Genomic DNA, 15,716 nt, shown 5'->3' with positions numbered 1-15,716 from the left:
GATAAGCTTAGAGTACGGGTGTTCTGCCACCATCCACACAGATATTCGTACCGGTGATGTAAGCCGCAGCCGGAGTGGCCAGGAATGCTACCGCAGCGGCAATTTCTTTAGGGTCGCCAAAACGTTTCATGGGGATCTCTCTCAGATATTCTTCCTCTATACTGGTAAGTGTCGTATTACGTTTGCTGGCGTTATATTCCAGCATGGACTGCAGACGTGCCGTATTGGTCATGCCCGGCAGTACATTGTTCACTGTAATGCCATAAGGCGCCAGCTCTCCGGCCATTGTTTTGGCCCAGGAAGCGACGCCTCCGCGGATAGTGTTGGATACGCCTAAATTCTTCAGCGGCGCCTTCACAGATGTTGATACGATATTGATAATGCGGCCATAGCCGGCAGCTGTCATGCCGGCTATGACTGCCTGTACAAGTATATGATTGATGATGAGATGTTGCTGAAAGGCATCCGTGAATTCGTGGATATCGGCTTCCATAACGGGGCCGGCTTTCGGGCCACCGGTATTGTTAACAAGTATATGCACCGTTTTCTTTTCGGTAATACTTTTTATAGCCTGTTCCACTTGTTGGGTGTCACGGAAGTCAGCTACCACATAACTATGCTCCTGCAAATGGTCCGTAGCCAGTCCTGCGACTGCGGTCTTAAGACTTTCTTTATTCCTTGCCAGGAGGATGCATTCTGCGCCTAATGTAGCCAGTTCCCCGGCTGTAGCCAATCCTATTCCCTGAGTGCTTCCACAGATAACGGCGGTTTTCCCCTTTAACGATAGTTCCATACTATTAGATAACTGATAATTACACAATGATCTGCAAAAGCCGTTGAGATTGTTTTCAGCTAAGATAGCATATCCTGTCCTATTCTAAACACGTACGTATATACGCTTTTTATCAAGTATCTTACCGACACTCCAACAGAACAACATATATACTAACGCAAAGAGCAGGGATCCCGGTTTACCCGGTGCTATCGGCTGGAAGATATTTGTATTGATCCATCTGTATACGCTTATACCACCTGCCTGAAAGAAGAAGAGGAAGATGACCACTACTTCGGAGAGTAAGTAAAGGAACAGTGGGTTTTTACCAAAAACAGTAAAGAAGCTTGTCCATCCTTCCTGTTTTTTAAAGTCAATTACATAGATGAGCAAAGAGAGTATGAGTAAATCGATACCTACGGTATAAAGTACATAAGAGCTGGTCCATAGTTTCTTATTGATAGGGAATGCCATGCTCCATACCAATGCTACGAGTATCAGCAAGGCGCCCATCTGTAGTAATTTACGCAGACCTTTACCCGTTTTGCCCTCCTGCTGGATGAACAAACCTGTATAGTAACCTGCGATCACATTAACGATAGCGGGCAGTGTACTTAATAATCCTTCAGGATCGAAAGCGATACCTTCTCCATGATACAGATGGCTGTCACCCATGATCAGTTTATCAAAATGCAGGGCTGCATTACCCGTCAGACTATAGCGGTCCGCCGGATCGCCAAATGTATACATGATAGCCCAGTATCCCAGTAAGAGGACTGCGCTCACCGCCCATACTGCTTTTTTAGGCAGGTAATGGATCAGGAGGGAGGCAAAACAATAACAGAGCGCAATACGCTGTAACACACCTAGTATACGTGTATCAGAGAGCGGGATAAATTCCAGTCCTGATTCGGTATGTCTTACGAAAGGCAACCAGTACATCAGGAAACCCAGCAGGAATATCAGGAGCGTACGACGGAAGATCTTTGATAGTACGGCCGTGTTTTCCAGCTGTTGAAATTTACGCATACTAAAGCTCATAGCGTTACCCACCGCGAAGAGAAAGGAGGGGAAGACCATGTCAGTCGGCGTACATCCATTCCACTGTGCGTGGTTGAGTATGTAATAGGAGGTGTCCCAGCCCGGCGTATTCACGATGATCATAAAGCATACGGTCAGTCCCCTGAATACGTCCAGTGGCAGGAAGCGCTGCGGTGTTGTGTTATTCATAGCAATCTGTTGGATATTCTATAAATATAATACAACCATTTTACTACGCATAGTCAGAAATTTTGGCGTATCCGGAATGATTTTTTTACTTTAGTGGAAAGCATCCCCTTCGTTGAATAACAAAGTCACTATAGCAGATATTGCCCGGGAACTGAATTTAACCGGTGCAACTGTTTCCAGAGCCTTGAATAACCGCAAAGGTACGAGTGAAGAGACACGTAAGCTGGTACAGGCAGCTGCGGAGAAAATGAACTACAGGCGGGACAGAATAGCCTGGTCACTCCGGTCAGGACGTACCAACATTATCGGCGTAATCATTCCCAGTGCGGAGATTAACTTCTTCGGATCTGTTGTCCACGGTATCGAAAGTCTGGCCAACCAGCATGGCTATAATGTGCTGATATACCAGTCTAATGAAAAGCCGGAGTATGAAAAGAAGGCAATAGAAACCTTCCTGAGTACCCGAGTGGATGGTATCCTGGCGTCTATTGCCAAAGAGACCATGGAGTTCAGTCATTATCTGGAGATTACGGACCGCGGTGTACCGCTGGTCTTTTTTGACCGCGCAAATGACAGCCTGAATATTCCATCTGTGGTGGTGGATGACTTTAAAGGGGCATACTATGCGACGGAGCATCTCTTAAAGCAGGGATATACCCGTATTGCACATATTGCGGGGCAGCAGCATCTGAAGATCTTCAAGGATCGTCTGGAAGGGTATAAGGCTGCGTTGAGTGCCAACAATATTGCTTTTGACGAGTCGCTGGTCTTCTTTGGAGATGTGTCCATAAATGCAGGTCGTGAGGCAATTGCTCACCTGCTGGCGTTGAATGTCCCTCCTGATGCAGTATTTGCCGTAGAGGATTTTACTGCCCTCGGTGCTGTCAAAGAACTGAAAGACAGACAGGTAGATATTCCTGCTGACTTTGGGGTGATTGGATTTGCCAACGAATCCTTTGATGAGCATATTACGCCAAGCCTTTCCAGCATAGACCAGCAAACGGTAGAGATGGGTAAAGAGGCATTCCGTCTGCTCATGGAACTCATAGAAGGGACAGGGGCAGTCAGCACACAGGCACGTACTAAAATTGTACTGGAACCAGTACCCCGTTTCAGGCAATCTTCACAGAAGTAACGTGTCGCTTAGCTGCATTCCTATTTATCAGGTTGCCGTTTATTTTATCATATAAAGGCTTATACCGGGCACTGCCTTAGTATGGGCAGGCCCTAAACCTTGCGGGAGGGCATTTGCAAAATTGAAAGTAAACGATTACATTTATTGTCTATTCCACATTCTTTTTTCGTACAGTATTGTTTATCAATGGTTTAATGTTTAGATGCCAATAGCGTGAGTGTGCCACACTGTATTTTTGAGAGAAGTATTGTAATCGTTTACGTAAATCTTTTAACTTTGAGAATTATTCCACAAAAATTGAATTCCATGGATATATCCACAGTCAGAATATAAATGTCAACAGCGTTTCTTCATACTTAACATACAAGCTCCACACAATTGAAAAAACACATGAAAATGAAAGTATTTCTGACTGTACTGCTCGCAGCAACAATGGCCAATGTTGCTTTTGCGCAGGGACAATCCAGAGAGATCTGGTCTAAAAAGAAAGCAGCTAAATGGTATAAGCAGCATGCCTGGCAACGGGGAAGCAATTTTATTCCAAGTTATGCCATCAACCAGCTGGAAATGTGGCAGGCAGAAACCTTCGATACTGCTGTCATTAACAGGGAACTGGGTTATGCTGCAGGTATCGGAATGAATTCTATGCGCGTATTCCTGCATCATGCCGCCTGGGAACAGGATCCGGCAGGATTTAAACAACGCATCAGTACTTATCTGGACATTTCAGACAGAAACGGCATCTCCACCACCTTCGTACTGTTTGATGACTGCTGGAATAATACTTATGCCACAGGTAAGCAACCGGCACCTAAAACCGGTATACATAATTCAGGCTGGTTACAGGATCCGGGCGTACGCCGGGAAACGTCACCAGCACTGACAGATACACTGGAACGTTATGTAAAAGATGTACTGACCACCTTCGGTAATGATCAACGCATCCTGTTATGGGATCTTTATAACGAGCCGGGTAATTCTAATTATGGCGATAAAAGCATGGACCTGCTGAAGCAGGTATTTGTCTGGGCAAGACAGGTCCCTGTTACACAACCGGTATCAGCAGGTGTATGGAACAAGAGCCTGACCGACCTGAACGTGTTTCAGCTGAATAATTCAGACGTGATCACTTATCACAATTACGCAGATGAAAAAGAACATCAGCAGACGATTGACAGTCTCCGGAAGTTTGGTCGTCCGCTGATATGTACAGAATATATGGCCCGTACAAGGGGCAGCCTTTTCCAGAATATTATGCCGTTACTGAAAAAGAAAAAGTAGCTGCGTATAACTGGGGACTGGTATCTGGTAAGACCAATACGATCTATGCATGGGATACGCCGATGAAAGATGGCGGCGAACCTGCAGTATGGTTTCACGACATTTTCCGTCAGGATGGTAAGCCATACAGCACGGAGGAAGTTACAGTCATTAAATCATTGACGGGAGCGCAGTAATCTCCTTTTAGTTATATCATCAAAAAAATAAACACAGTGGAGCAAGCAAAATTAAATGCCTTTTCTCAACAGCACTTCGACCAGGAACCTATTATGGTGAGGGCGGCAGGACGTATTAACCTGATCGGAGAGCACACCGACTATAATAACGGGTTTGTATTGCCCGCTGCTATAGATAAAGCTATTTATCTGGCTATTGTAAAACGCAATGACAATAAGATCGTGCTGCATGCGCTTGATGTGAATGATCGTTATGAAGGTACACTGGACAGTCTGGTTCGCTCCCCGAAACAGTGGCCTGATTATCTGTTAGGCGTTGTACAGCAGTTACAACAGGCAGGTCATATCATCGGTGGTTTCGAATGTGCTTTTTGCGGTAATGTTCCCCTGGGCGCCGGCCTTTCATCCTCCGCAGCAGTAGAATGTGCAACCATCTATGCATTAAATGAGCTTTTCGGACTGGGAATCGGCCGTAAGGATATGACCTTGCTGGCACAGGCTGCAGAGAACCACTTTGTAGGGGTTCGTTGTGGTATCATGGACCAGTTTGCAAGCATGTTCGGTAAAAAACAACAGCTCATCAAGCTGGATTGCGCTTCACTGGATTATGAATACATTCCTTTCAATTTTGACGATGTAAGCCTGGTATTACTGGATACACAGGTGAAACACTCTCTTGCTTCTTCTGAATACAATACCCGTCGTGAAGAATGTGAAGCAGGCGTGGCGCTGATCAAAAAGCACCATCCGCATGTGAACAGTCTGCGCGATGCGAATATGGATATGCTGGATGCCTATGTAAAAGGACATAATGGAACCGTATACGATCGTTGCCGCTATGTTGTGGAAGAGATCCAGCGTTTACAGGATGCCTGTGAAGATCTGCAGCGTAATGATCTGGAAGCATTTGGTAAAAAAGTATTTGCGACACACGAAGGACTGGATAAGCTGTACAATGTCAGCTGTCCAGAACTGAACTGGCTGGCTGAATTTGCTGCCGGTCAGCAGGGTGTACTCGGTGCCCGTATGATGGGTGGCGGCTTTGGTGGTTGTACCATCAACATCGTGAAGAAATCAGCTGTACCAGCATTACTGGAAAAAGCTGCTGCCGGTTACGAACAGGCTTTCAAAACACCACTGAAAGCGTATGTAACCAGCATTGAAGATGGCTGCCGCACTGTGAATAATCTTGTAAATAACTAAGTCAATAGCAGAGGACAGTCCGTTACCATGTCCCGGACTGTCCTCCATTAAATGTTCTGAGAGAATGTCTGAAAATACCTTTGATCTGACGGCTCATCCTCATACCCGTTTAAATATTCTCACCGGAGAATGGGTATTGGTATCGCCACACCGTTCTAAACGTCCATGGCAGGGTAAAGTAGAAGCTCCTGCTTTGGCGCAGCGTCCCGCCTATGTGGAAGATTGTTATCTGTGTCCGGGCAATACCCGCGCAGATGGTACGAAAAATACACAATACGATGGACCTATTGCTTTCACCAATGACTTTTCCGCACTGCTGGCTGATACGCCAAAAGGAGAGGTGGATGAAGACGAATTGCTGATCGCACGTTCACAGAAAGGCATTTGCCGCGTGATCTGTTTTAGTCCACGTCATGACCTGACATTACCTGAAATGGAACTGCCGGATATCCGTAAAGTCGTAGACCTCTGGCACACCGAGCTGGAATCACTGGCAGCAGTACCATTTATCAAATACATACAGATCTTCGAAAATAAAGGAGAGATCATGGGTTGTAGCAATCCACACCCGCATGGTCAGATCTGGGCTTCTGAAGATGTACCGATGGAACTTGAAAAAGAAACCCGTCAGCAACGTAATTACTTCCAGCAACACGGACGCAGCCTGCTGACTGCGTATCTGGAAAAAGAACTGAAACAGGGAGAACGTATCATCGCAGAAAACGAACATTTTGTTGCGCTGGTGCCTTTCTGGGCAGTATGGCCATACGAGGCGATGATTATCAGCCGTCGTCATGTACCTAGCCTGCTGCAGTTCACAGCTGCTGAACGTGATGGACTGGCTGCGATCCTGAAAGATCTGACTACCCGTTACGATAACCTGTTTGAAACATCATTCCCATATTCCGCAGGTATGCACCAGATGCCGTTCAATGATGGTGATAGTCATCCGGAATGGCATTGGCATATGCACTTCTATCCACCATTACTGCGCTCAGCGACAGTGAAGAAATTCATGGTAGGATATGAAATGCTGGCACATCCTCAGAGAGATATTACGCCTGAATTTGCGGCGGCACGTCTCAGAGAACAGCCGGTAGTGCACTATAAGAAACAAGCCGGTGTACCTGCTTAAACTGTTTATTTTTTTGAACCAATAATGTGTGCGGGGACTGCTTTTTAGCAGTCCTTTTCTTTTAAAAAGAAAGCGGGTATATCCATCCGGATATACCCGCTTTTGCTATAATGACAGCTATCGGATTATAAAGTCACTCTGACGCCACCATAGTAGTTTCTGTCAGGAGCAGGGTTGTAGTAACGCGCACCTACTGCATTCAGGTCGTTACCAAGGTTATAGCGCTGGTTAAGCAGATTATCTGCACCGGCATATACTGCCAGCCATTTATTCACACCCCAGTTAACTTTAGCCTGTACCAGATGATATTCCTTCGCAAAAGCGGTATTGGCATCATCGAGTGGTAAACGGTCCACGAAATTATACTGACCATAGAGGGACACTCTGGCAGGCAGTTCTATCAACAGGCTGCTTGTTACAACTGTCTTAGGTACGCCGGTGAGTGCATTACCGGAGAAATCCTTTCCGGCACTGCTGTAATTGCTGAAACGGAAATGGCTGTAAGTATAACCTTCCTGTAATTGTATACCACGGAGGAAGCCCTCACGACGCGGCATCTGTAACCATGCACTTCCCTGAAACTCTACGCCTGTCTGGTTGGTGCCACCTGCGTTATTGAAAAACTCTGTGCCGTTGTCATGCAGCTTGCGTACGATCGCGTCCTGCAATTTGTAATAGAACACGGCTGCATCTGCCATAAAACGATTATTACGGGAATTCAGGCGAAGCCCGGTTTCGTAGTTCCAGCCGGTTTCTGCCTGCAGGCCTGTGTTGATAATATTATCAGAAGCCCTGACTTCCGCAATAGAAGGAGGGGAGTAGCCCCTGCTCACTGTCGCACGTGCTGCCAGTGCTGGTGTAATCAGGTAAGACAGGGAGAAGCGGGGCATCAGTTCTGCCGTGAATTTCTTTTTCCCGTCTACACCTGCCGCAACATCATTAAAATGGTAGCGGTAATAGTTCACACTGACAGCTGCTTCCGCCACCCATTGTTTACCGGGACGCAGGGTCAGACCGGTGAAGTAGAAGTATTGTCTGGCGGTGATATCACTGGCTGCCTGCAGGGTATCTCTTACCCCGGCACGGTTACCGTAGTTGTCGATGTCGGAAGTGGTCTGTTGCCATTCCACACCGGTAGTCCAGTCAAGACGCATGCCGCTGTTGCCCAGTGGCTGATCCTGCAGGGCGATATAAGTACGTGCGCCGGCAGTATTTTCGTCCCTTGCCTCATAATTGGTGATGAAGGGATTCTCGAAATGTGTATTACTGCCGTACACGGAAATAACATGTTGCCAGTGTTCAGAGAGTTGAGAGGTGTGTACCAGTCCACCGAAAGCGGTTTTATTACGGATACCGGCTTTCTGGGTGATGGCGCCAGGTAATGCAGGTGTCGCAGGACGTGCTGCCTTTGGATTGGCGTTCATCTGGGCTTCTGTCAGACCACCGGGTGTACGGTAATCCAGATCGCTGTAAAACGCAATCAGCTTCAGTTGATTGTGTGCGTTGTACTGCCACTGCTGCGCGGTTTGTATATAATACCTCTGCATGGCGCTGTTATCGCGATAGCCGTCAGAACGGTGTACCGCCTGATAGATATTCAGTTTATAATTTCCCCATTGCTGTTGCCAGCCTACCTGTTCGCGGAACAGGCCATAACTGCCTCCCTGTACATCTGCACGTAAACGGCTGCTGTCAGGCAGGGTACCTGCAGGATGCAGGAGTATCACGCCGCCTGAGTTAGCGCCGAACTGGCTGCCGTCTGGTCCTTTTAATACTTCAATCCCTTGGAAACTGCCCGGATCGGAGAGGTTCAGGTAAGAGTTACCACCTGCATCTGTCAAAGGAATTTCATCCAGATAGATCTTTACATTGCGGATGCCAAAAGGAGAGCGCAGGAGGCTTCCTCTCAGAGAAAGGCGGTAACTGCCGGGAGAGCGTTCTTCCATACGTACGCCGGGTACTGTGTTCATGGCAGGCAGCAGGGTAACACCCTGTTGTAATTGTAACTGCCGGGAAGTCAGTACAGTACTGCTGGTAGGTACCTGGAGCAGGGTAAACTGTTTACCGGGATATGCCTGAATCACTACTTCGCGAAGGCGATGCGTAGTATCAGAATATGATTGTGCGTACGTGGCCAGCGGGAATATGCCAAGCGCCAGAAGCAGTTTTTTCATCGGGTAGTGTCTTCTATTATTTCAAAGCTAATAGTATTTTCCCTATTTGACCTGCCAAATGGTATTACCGGCATCATCAGCAACCAGCAGTGCGCCGTCTGCTGCAACTGCGATGCCTACCGGACGACCGTATACTTCGCTTTTATCCGCATCCGCAATGAATCCGGTGAGGAAGTCTTCCGGACTACCAGCCGGTTTCCCATTTTCAAAAGGAACAAAGACTACTTTATAACCGGAAAGTGTTGAACGGTTCCATGAGCCGTGTTGCCCTATAAAAGCCCCGTTTTTATATTTTTCAGGCAATGCCTTGCCTTTGTAGAAGGTAAGTCCGAGGGAGGCTGTATGAGCGCCTAATGAGAGATCTGGTACAATGGTCTTATCAACCAGTGCTGGTTGTTGCTGCTCTTCCATTCTCGGATCAGGATTTTTGCCCCAGTAAGCATATGGCCATCCGTAAAAGCCCCCTTCTTTTACACTGGTCAGGTAGTCAGGTACCAGGTCATCACCCAGACCATCTCTTTCATTGACAGCAGTCCATAATATTTTGGTACCGGGGGCCCAGTCCATGCCTACGGGATTACGCAGTCCGCTGGCGTATATTCTTTCTCCACTGCCATCAGGATTGATCTCCAGAATACCGGCACGTCTGTGTTCGTTTTCCATACCATGTTCTGCATTATTACTACCTGAACCAACGCTCACGTATATTTTATTACCGGCTGCATTGGAGATGAGGTTGCGTGTCCAGTGATTGTTATAACCACCTGCAGGCAGATCGAGGATCTTTTTCCCCTGGGCAGTAATAATAGTATCACCGGTTTTGTAGGGGAACTGCATGATACCATCTGTATTGGCGACATAGAATGTTTTATCCAGTAGCAACATACCAAAAGGCTGATTCAGTTCTTTCAGGAAGACGGTCCGCAGTTCAGGCTTTCCATCCCGATCGGCATCGCGTAGCAAAGTAATACGATCTGCACTGTTGCCGAAATTCCCCGAACCAGCTCTTCCGCTGACTACATCTTTTACCTTATTGCCTACATCTGATCTGGAACTGGATTCGGCTACAAGAATATCGCCATTCGGTAACACATAGATCCAGCGGGGATTTTTAAGATCTGTTGCAAGCGCTGATACCGTCAACCCTCCGGGAGCCACAGGTGTTTTTCCATCATGCCAGCCCATTACGTTGCTGTAATTATTAACAGACTTTGTTGCATAGGGGGCAGGTAAAGAATCGGCAGCAGCGGTCGTATCTGTGTTGGCGGTACTGTCAGCGGATGACCGACTGGAAGAAGGTTGGTTGTGACAGGCAGCAAATGCTAACATTACAATGGCTGCGGGTAGTAAACATGTTCTCATGTGATTATCAGTGGTTTTCTCTATGTAAAGCGTACACAATTATTCTGCCTGAAAAAAAATTATGCACTTGCATTTGGAAATATAATTTCATGCTGTATATTTGTCTACAGATTCAGTAGACTAATAGGAATTACCACCACCCGGAGAACATTGCTGAGTACTTCTCCTTGTTTTGTCTCACCAGCAGAACAATTTTATCAGCTCGTAAAAATCAAAAACCGATTTCATTATGCAGTTGCATAACCGATTATTGATACATACATATGCAGTGGGTAGGGTGGTAATGAATGATCATATTCAATACTGTAAGGCAACTGTTTACAACAGTTGTTGCTGATCACAGAAATATCTTTTGCTATAAGCTGTAAATAAAAATGCCCGGTCAGGCCAGCGGGGAAGGTGTGTTGCAGATTTATTGGTGGTAAATTCTATGTAATATACCTCCCGCGCCCCCTGGCATAATAGCAGAATAATATTATGACATCCTCTGAGAGCAGAATAAGCTACTTACCTGCATTTAACTACCGACCTACATTATTCAGTATACAACATTTTCAACCTGTATGGTAACATCATTATTGTTACCATTAAAAGATAGTGAATACTTCCTTTAGCAAATAGGTGATCCCGATCCGGATCTCAATCTGGAATGGTAAATTTTATTGATCCTATCTCTTTTATATTCATCACTCTTTTATCTCCGGCATCAATTATTTAAAAAGTTTTTTTGTGCATTCGTATGGAAAAACATTTACGTCGCATCTATATTGTAAATGTTTATCCCATGAATGCAAGAACAATTATTAACGCAGATTTTCTCGACATTCTTTTTGATGGTCGTAATAAAGATTACGGCGCCTATGAGTTACGCAGAAGCGAAGAAAAGCGTGTACGCAACGCCATTGTAGGCACTGCTTCCATTGCATTGGTTATTATTGGTGGCTATGTGCTCAGTAATAAACTGATGGCAGCGGGAATGCATACACGAAGTGAAATAGAAACAACATCAACAGTGTTGAAAACATTGGAGATGCCGGAAGAAGCGACTGTAACTCCTCCTCCTCCGCCTGTTACTACACCACCTCCGCCGGCCCGTTCATCCGTTGCTTTTGTTACACCTACTATTACGGATCAGGATATAGCGGAGAATGAAACAGAAGTGCCGAAAATGGATGATATCGGCAACAAAGCTATTGGTGTTGCTAATACTGTAGGTGATGATGTAAACGGTATTGAAAGCCCGTTTGAAAATGGCGTCCTCGGCGGAACTAATGTTGTAGAAGCACCTAAAGTAGAAGAGAAAACTACCATTTTTACATTCGTAGAAATTATGCCAAGCTTCCCCGGTGGTGAAGAAGCATTGTCTAAATTCCTCCAGAAAAACCTCAGATATCCCCGCCTTGCGCAGGAAACCGGTATCGAAGGAAAGGTCTTCGTTCAGTTTGTTGTCAATACAGATGGAAGGATCAGTGATGTACAGACTGTAGGTGCTACAAAAGGTGGCGGACTGGAAGAAGAAGCTGTAAGAGTCGTAAAGATGATGCCAAACTGGAAACCTGGCAAACAGAACCGCGAGCCGGTAATGGTAAGATTTAACCTGCCTATTGGTTTTCACCTCGCAGAGTAAAATCACTGATTTCTTTTTAGCAGATATTATTACTCATTTAACCTTATTATTCTCTCAACATGCCCCAAATCAACGGGGGACTTGCAACAAGCCGCAGCGTAGTGCTGCGGCTTACTTGTTTTAATAAGTTTGCATTCTACTTTGTAACTATTTTATATTATTTTTAGCTCCCGGTTGGCAAAGGCTCTTTTAATATTACGAAATTAAGTTATGGAAGCACCGGTTAATAATACCTTACAGTTGTTCAAGAACCTGGTTGGCACCAAGTTCCAGTTATACAATAGTCTTTTTACCGCATTACCTTTTCATAAGGTAGAGAGAACCGGCGTATTTCTGTCATTATTTCTTATCCACTGTGAAGAAGGGTACGCGAAAGAAAAAAGTCCCCAGGAAATTCTCAATTCTTATTTTCAGCAGTATACCTCCTGCAGCAATGAACAGCAAAAGCTGGATCTTATGTTCCGCTTTGTGCAGTATGCTGAGCGTCAGGTAGTATTGTTTGATGCGCTTGAAGATGCAGCATTCCGTCAGATTCATGATGTGCACGGAGCAGGTACCCTGAGTCACCTGTTGTCGGAAATCACCTCAGAACAGGCGGGAGAACAACTGGCGAAGAAGCTGCAGGATTACTCCGTACGACTGGTACTGACTGCGCACCCCACACAGTTCTATCCCGGTGGCGTACTGACCATTATCAATGACCTGTCAAGAGCATTGATTAATGACAGTACCGCTCAGGTAAATGCATATCTCCAGCAGTTAGGTAAAACACCTTTCTTCAAAAAGGAAAAGCCAACGCCTTATGACGAAGCTATCAGCCTGATCTGGTTTCTGGAAAATACGTTCTACCCTGCCGCCGGACGAATTATTTCAAAACTTAAGTCACAGTTCCCCGCTGCTGTCAATAGTAACAACCCTGTTATCAGGATGGGCTTCTGGCCGGGAGGAGACCGTGATGGTAACCCGTTTGTAACGGCTGATATTACCCTGCGTACCGCAGAGGCATTAAGGGGTGGTATTATTAAGTGTTACTATCTCGATGTGCGCCGTCTGAAACGTCGTCTGACTTTCAAAGGCATTGAGCAGGAGCTGAATATACTGGAAGAAAAGCTGTACAATAATCTCTTTATTCCGGGACACAAAACCAACATATCTCAAAAAGAAATACTGGATACCCTCGCAAGGGTCCGTATTATACTCATAGAAGAAAACAACGGCCTGTTCCTCACCATGCTGGATGACCTTGTAAGTCGTGTGGAACTGTTCGGTTTGTTCTTCGCCACACTGGATATCCGTCAGGATAGTTCTGTGCATGGTCCGTTACTGGATTGTATCGCAGAGAAAACTGACCTGCTGCCTAAGAATTATAAGGATCTCCCCGATAATGAGAAGATCACACACCTGCTGAATATCAAAGAAACCGCGAATCCGGATGTGCTGGAAGATCCACTGCACAAGGATACATTGGCTACGATTGCAGCGGTGAAAGATATCCAGCAGAACAACGGTGAATTCGGTTGTCACCGCTACATTATCAGCCATAGCATGAATGCTCTGAACGTCATGGAGGTATTTGGCCTGTTCCTCGCTTCCGGATGGCAGAAAGACAGTCTCAGCGTAGATATCGTTCCTCTGTTTGAAACCATCGATGACCTTCGTCAGGCAGGTAATGTAATGCGTGAGCTGTATAATAATGCCGCTTACAGAGAACATCTCAAGAAACGCTATAATAAGCAGACAATAATGCTTGGTTTCTCTGACGGTACCAAAGATGGTGGTTACCTGATGGCTAACTGGAGCATCTATAAGGCGAAACAGGAACTCACCCGTATCTCCAGAGAATATGAAATCGACGTTGTCTTCTTTGATGGCCGTGGGGGTCCTCCGGCAAGAGGTGGTGGTAAAACACACCAGTTCTATGCTTCTATGGGACGTGATATTGCCAATGAAGAAATTCAGCTCACCATACAGGGACAGACCATCAGCTCGAACTTCGGAACAGTTGATTCTGCCCAGTTCAATATTGAGCAACTGGTGCACGCCGGTATCGCCAATGAACTGTTCTCTTCCCGCGAAGTGACGCTTTCTGAACAGGAAGAGTCATTATTGCAGACATTAGCGGATGAAGGGTATGTAGCATTCAATAAACTGAAGCATCACCCCGACTTTCTGGATTATCTGGATTTTGCCAGTCCCTTAAGGTATTATGCAGAAACCAATATTGGTAGCCGTCCATCGAAAAGAAACGCAGCTGCCAAATTGAATCTCAATGATCTGAGAGCAGTGCCTTACGTAGGTGCATGGAGCCAGCTGAAACAAAATGTACCTGGCTATTATGGTGTGGGTGCCGCATTGGAAGCGATGGAAAAAGCAGGCAAATGGAACGAGCTCAGACAATTGTATAAAGAATCCCTTTTCTTCCGCACGCTGCTTGGTAACTGCCAGATGGCGATGAAGAAGAGTTATTTCCCGCTCACCGCTGCATATGGCAAACACCCCCGCTTTGGTGAAGTATGGAATATGATTCATGATGAGTACAAACGTACCCGCTCCCTGATCCTCAAACTGGTAGGCGAAACGGAACTGATGGCTGCTTATCCGATAGATGCATTATCCATCCAGATGCGTGAGCGTATCGTACTGCCACTGCTTACTATACAGCAGGCTGCACTGGCACGTATACGTGAACTGAATGAAGCCGGTAATGGCGATGGGCTGAAAGAAACTTACGAAAAACTGGTCGTACGTTGCTCCTTCGGTATTATCAACGCCGGTAGAAATTCTGCTTAATCCGTTTATTACACACTTGTCATAAGTAAACGCTCAATGCATTGCATTGAGCGTTTTACATTCTGCAATTTTTGCGTAAATTAACGCAGGGAAGATCACTGAACATTTTTATTAACCCATTCCCTTCAACATGTCAGGAAAGCTAAGGCACTATTAAACCAACATCATTATGCATCTAACGGCAAGGGAAACTGAAAAACTATTGTTATACCTGGCAGGAGAACTTGCTGAGAAGAGAAAGGCCAGGGGACTCAAACTGAATTATCCGGAAGCAATTGCACTGATCAGCAGCCGCCTGCAGGAAGCTGCAAGAGATGGTCAGACCGTGGCACAACTGATGCAGTACGGAGCTACTATCCTCACCCGGGAAGATGTCATGGAAGGCATTCCGGAAATGATTGACGAAATTCAGATAGAAGCTACTTTTCCGGATGGTTCAAAACTGGTAACAGTACACCATCCCATCAGATAAAATACCCTCATCAACCAATATCTAACTCTTTATTGCTTGCGTATGATACCAGGTGAATATTTTATAGCGCCCGGCGTTATTGACGCCAACAGTGGCCGCAAAGTTGCATCCGTCCGTGTCGTTAATACCGGCGACAGACCTGTGCAGATCGGTTCCCATTGCCATTTTTTCGAAGTGAACAGGATGCTCTCCTTTAATAGGGAAACTGCTTTCGGTATGCGCCTGAACATTGCGGCTGGTACAGCCGTGCGGTTTGAACCCGGAGAGGAAAAGACAGTAGAACTGGTCAGCCTTGGTGGTAACCGCCGTGCATTTGGCATGAATAACCTCGTGAATGGGACTACTATCGGCGACGAAGC

The 15,716-nt window shown here is 46.0% G+C and carries 12 protein-coding genes and 1 pseudogene; 9 read left to right on the top strand and 4 right to left on the bottom strand.

Annotated elements, in window-relative coordinates; all coding sequences use genetic code 11:
* Positions 1–7: 7 nt before the first annotated feature.
* Positions 8–793 carry an SDR family oxidoreductase gene (locus tag FEF09_RS15015; RefSeq protein ID WP_146305877.1) on the bottom strand — a complete coding sequence of 262 codons (786 nt, stop codon included), beginning with the start codon at positions 791–793 and terminating at the stop codon, positions 8–10.
* Positions 794–877: 84 nt separating this feature from the next.
* On the bottom strand, positions 878–2,002 hold the full coding sequence (locus FEF09_RS15010) for an acyltransferase family protein (RefSeq protein WP_146305876.1): 1,125 nt from the start codon (positions 2,000–2,002) through the stop codon (positions 878–880).
* A 112-nt stretch (positions 2,003–2,114) separates the two neighbouring features.
* Here FEF09_RS15010 and FEF09_RS15005 point away from each other — a divergent pair, with 112 nt between their 5' ends.
* From FEF09_RS15005 to FEF09_RS14990, 5 genes are all read left to right on the top strand, one after another.
* Positions 2,115–3,137: a LacI family DNA-binding transcriptional regulator gene (locus FEF09_RS15005; protein ID WP_146305875.1), complete on the top strand. Its 1,023-nt coding sequence runs from the start codon at positions 2,115–2,117 to the stop codon at positions 3,135–3,137.
* Between the two features lie 396 nt (positions 3,138–3,533).
* Positions 3,534–4,418: a glycoside hydrolase family 2 TIM barrel-domain containing protein gene (locus FEF09_RS15000; protein ID WP_261387501.1), complete on the top strand. Its 885-nt coding sequence runs from the start codon at positions 3,534–3,536 to the stop codon at positions 4,416–4,418.
* The gene (locus FEF09_RS33035; protein ID WP_261387500.1) at positions 4,343–4,594 is read left to right on the top strand and encodes a hypothetical protein; all 252 of its coding nucleotides are present in this window, start codon (positions 4,343–4,345) and stop codon (positions 4,592–4,594) included. The genes FEF09_RS15000 and FEF09_RS33035 overlap by 76 nt, the downstream gene beginning before the upstream one ends.
* Before the next feature lie 36 nt (positions 4,595–4,630).
* Positions 4,631–5,797 (top strand): galactokinase, encoded by a 1,167-nt coding sequence (gene galK / locus FEF09_RS14995; protein WP_146305874.1) that lies wholly within the window; start codon positions 4,631–4,633, stop codon positions 5,795–5,797.
* Positions 5,798–5,861: 64 nt separating this feature from the next.
* On the top strand, positions 5,862–6,932 hold the full coding sequence (locus FEF09_RS14990; protein WP_146305873.1) for a UDP-glucose--hexose-1-phosphate uridylyltransferase: 1,071 nt from the start codon (positions 5,862–5,864) through the stop codon (positions 6,930–6,932).
* Between the two features lie 125 nt (positions 6,933–7,057).
* Here FEF09_RS14990 and FEF09_RS14985 read toward each other — a convergent pair whose 3' ends face one another.
* Both FEF09_RS14985 and FEF09_RS14980 read right to left on the bottom strand, forming a co-directional pair.
* Positions 7,058–9,106: a TonB-dependent receptor gene (locus tag FEF09_RS14985; protein ID WP_146305872.1), complete on the bottom strand. Its 2,049-nt coding sequence runs from the start codon at positions 9,104–9,106 to the stop codon at positions 7,058–7,060.
* A 42-nt stretch (positions 9,107–9,148) separates the two neighbouring features.
* Positions 9,149–10,468 (bottom strand): PQQ-dependent sugar dehydrogenase, encoded by a 1,320-nt coding sequence (locus FEF09_RS14980; protein WP_146305871.1) that lies wholly within the window; start codon positions 10,466–10,468, stop codon positions 9,149–9,151.
* Positions 10,469–11,252: 784 nt separating this feature from the next.
* On the opposite strand from FEF09_RS14980, the gene FEF09_RS14975 reads away from it, so the two are divergent.
* From FEF09_RS14975 to ureB, 4 genes and pseudogenes are all read left to right on the top strand, one after another.
* Entirely contained in the window at positions 11,253–12,095 is an 843-nt protein-coding gene (locus tag FEF09_RS14975) for an energy transducer TonB (RefSeq protein ID WP_186774350.1), read from the top strand.
* A gap of 210 nt (positions 12,096–12,305) precedes the next feature.
* Positions 12,306–14,885: a phosphoenolpyruvate carboxylase gene (locus FEF09_RS14970; protein WP_146305869.1), complete on the top strand. Its 2,580-nt coding sequence runs from the start codon at positions 12,306–12,308 to the stop codon at positions 14,883–14,885.
* Between the two features lie 169 nt (positions 14,886–15,054).
* Positions 15,055–15,357 (top strand): urease subunit gamma, encoded by a 303-nt coding sequence (gene ureA, locus FEF09_RS14965; RefSeq protein WP_089809655.1) that lies wholly within the window; start codon positions 15,055–15,057, stop codon positions 15,355–15,357.
* A 42-nt stretch (positions 15,358–15,399) separates the two neighbouring features.
* Positions 15,400–15,696: pseudogene (gene ureB, locus FEF09_RS14960) on the top strand (urease subunit beta); the annotation flags it as partial.
* Positions 15,697–15,716: the final 20 nt, after the last annotated feature.

Source organism: Chitinophaga pinensis (genome assembly GCF_007896845.1).
Classification (GTDB): domain Bacteria; phylum Bacteroidota; class Bacteroidia; order Chitinophagales; family Chitinophagaceae; genus Chitinophaga; species Chitinophaga pinensis_C.
Note: the sequence above shows the minus strand (reverse complement) of the source record. Positions and strands in the feature narration are given on the sequence as shown.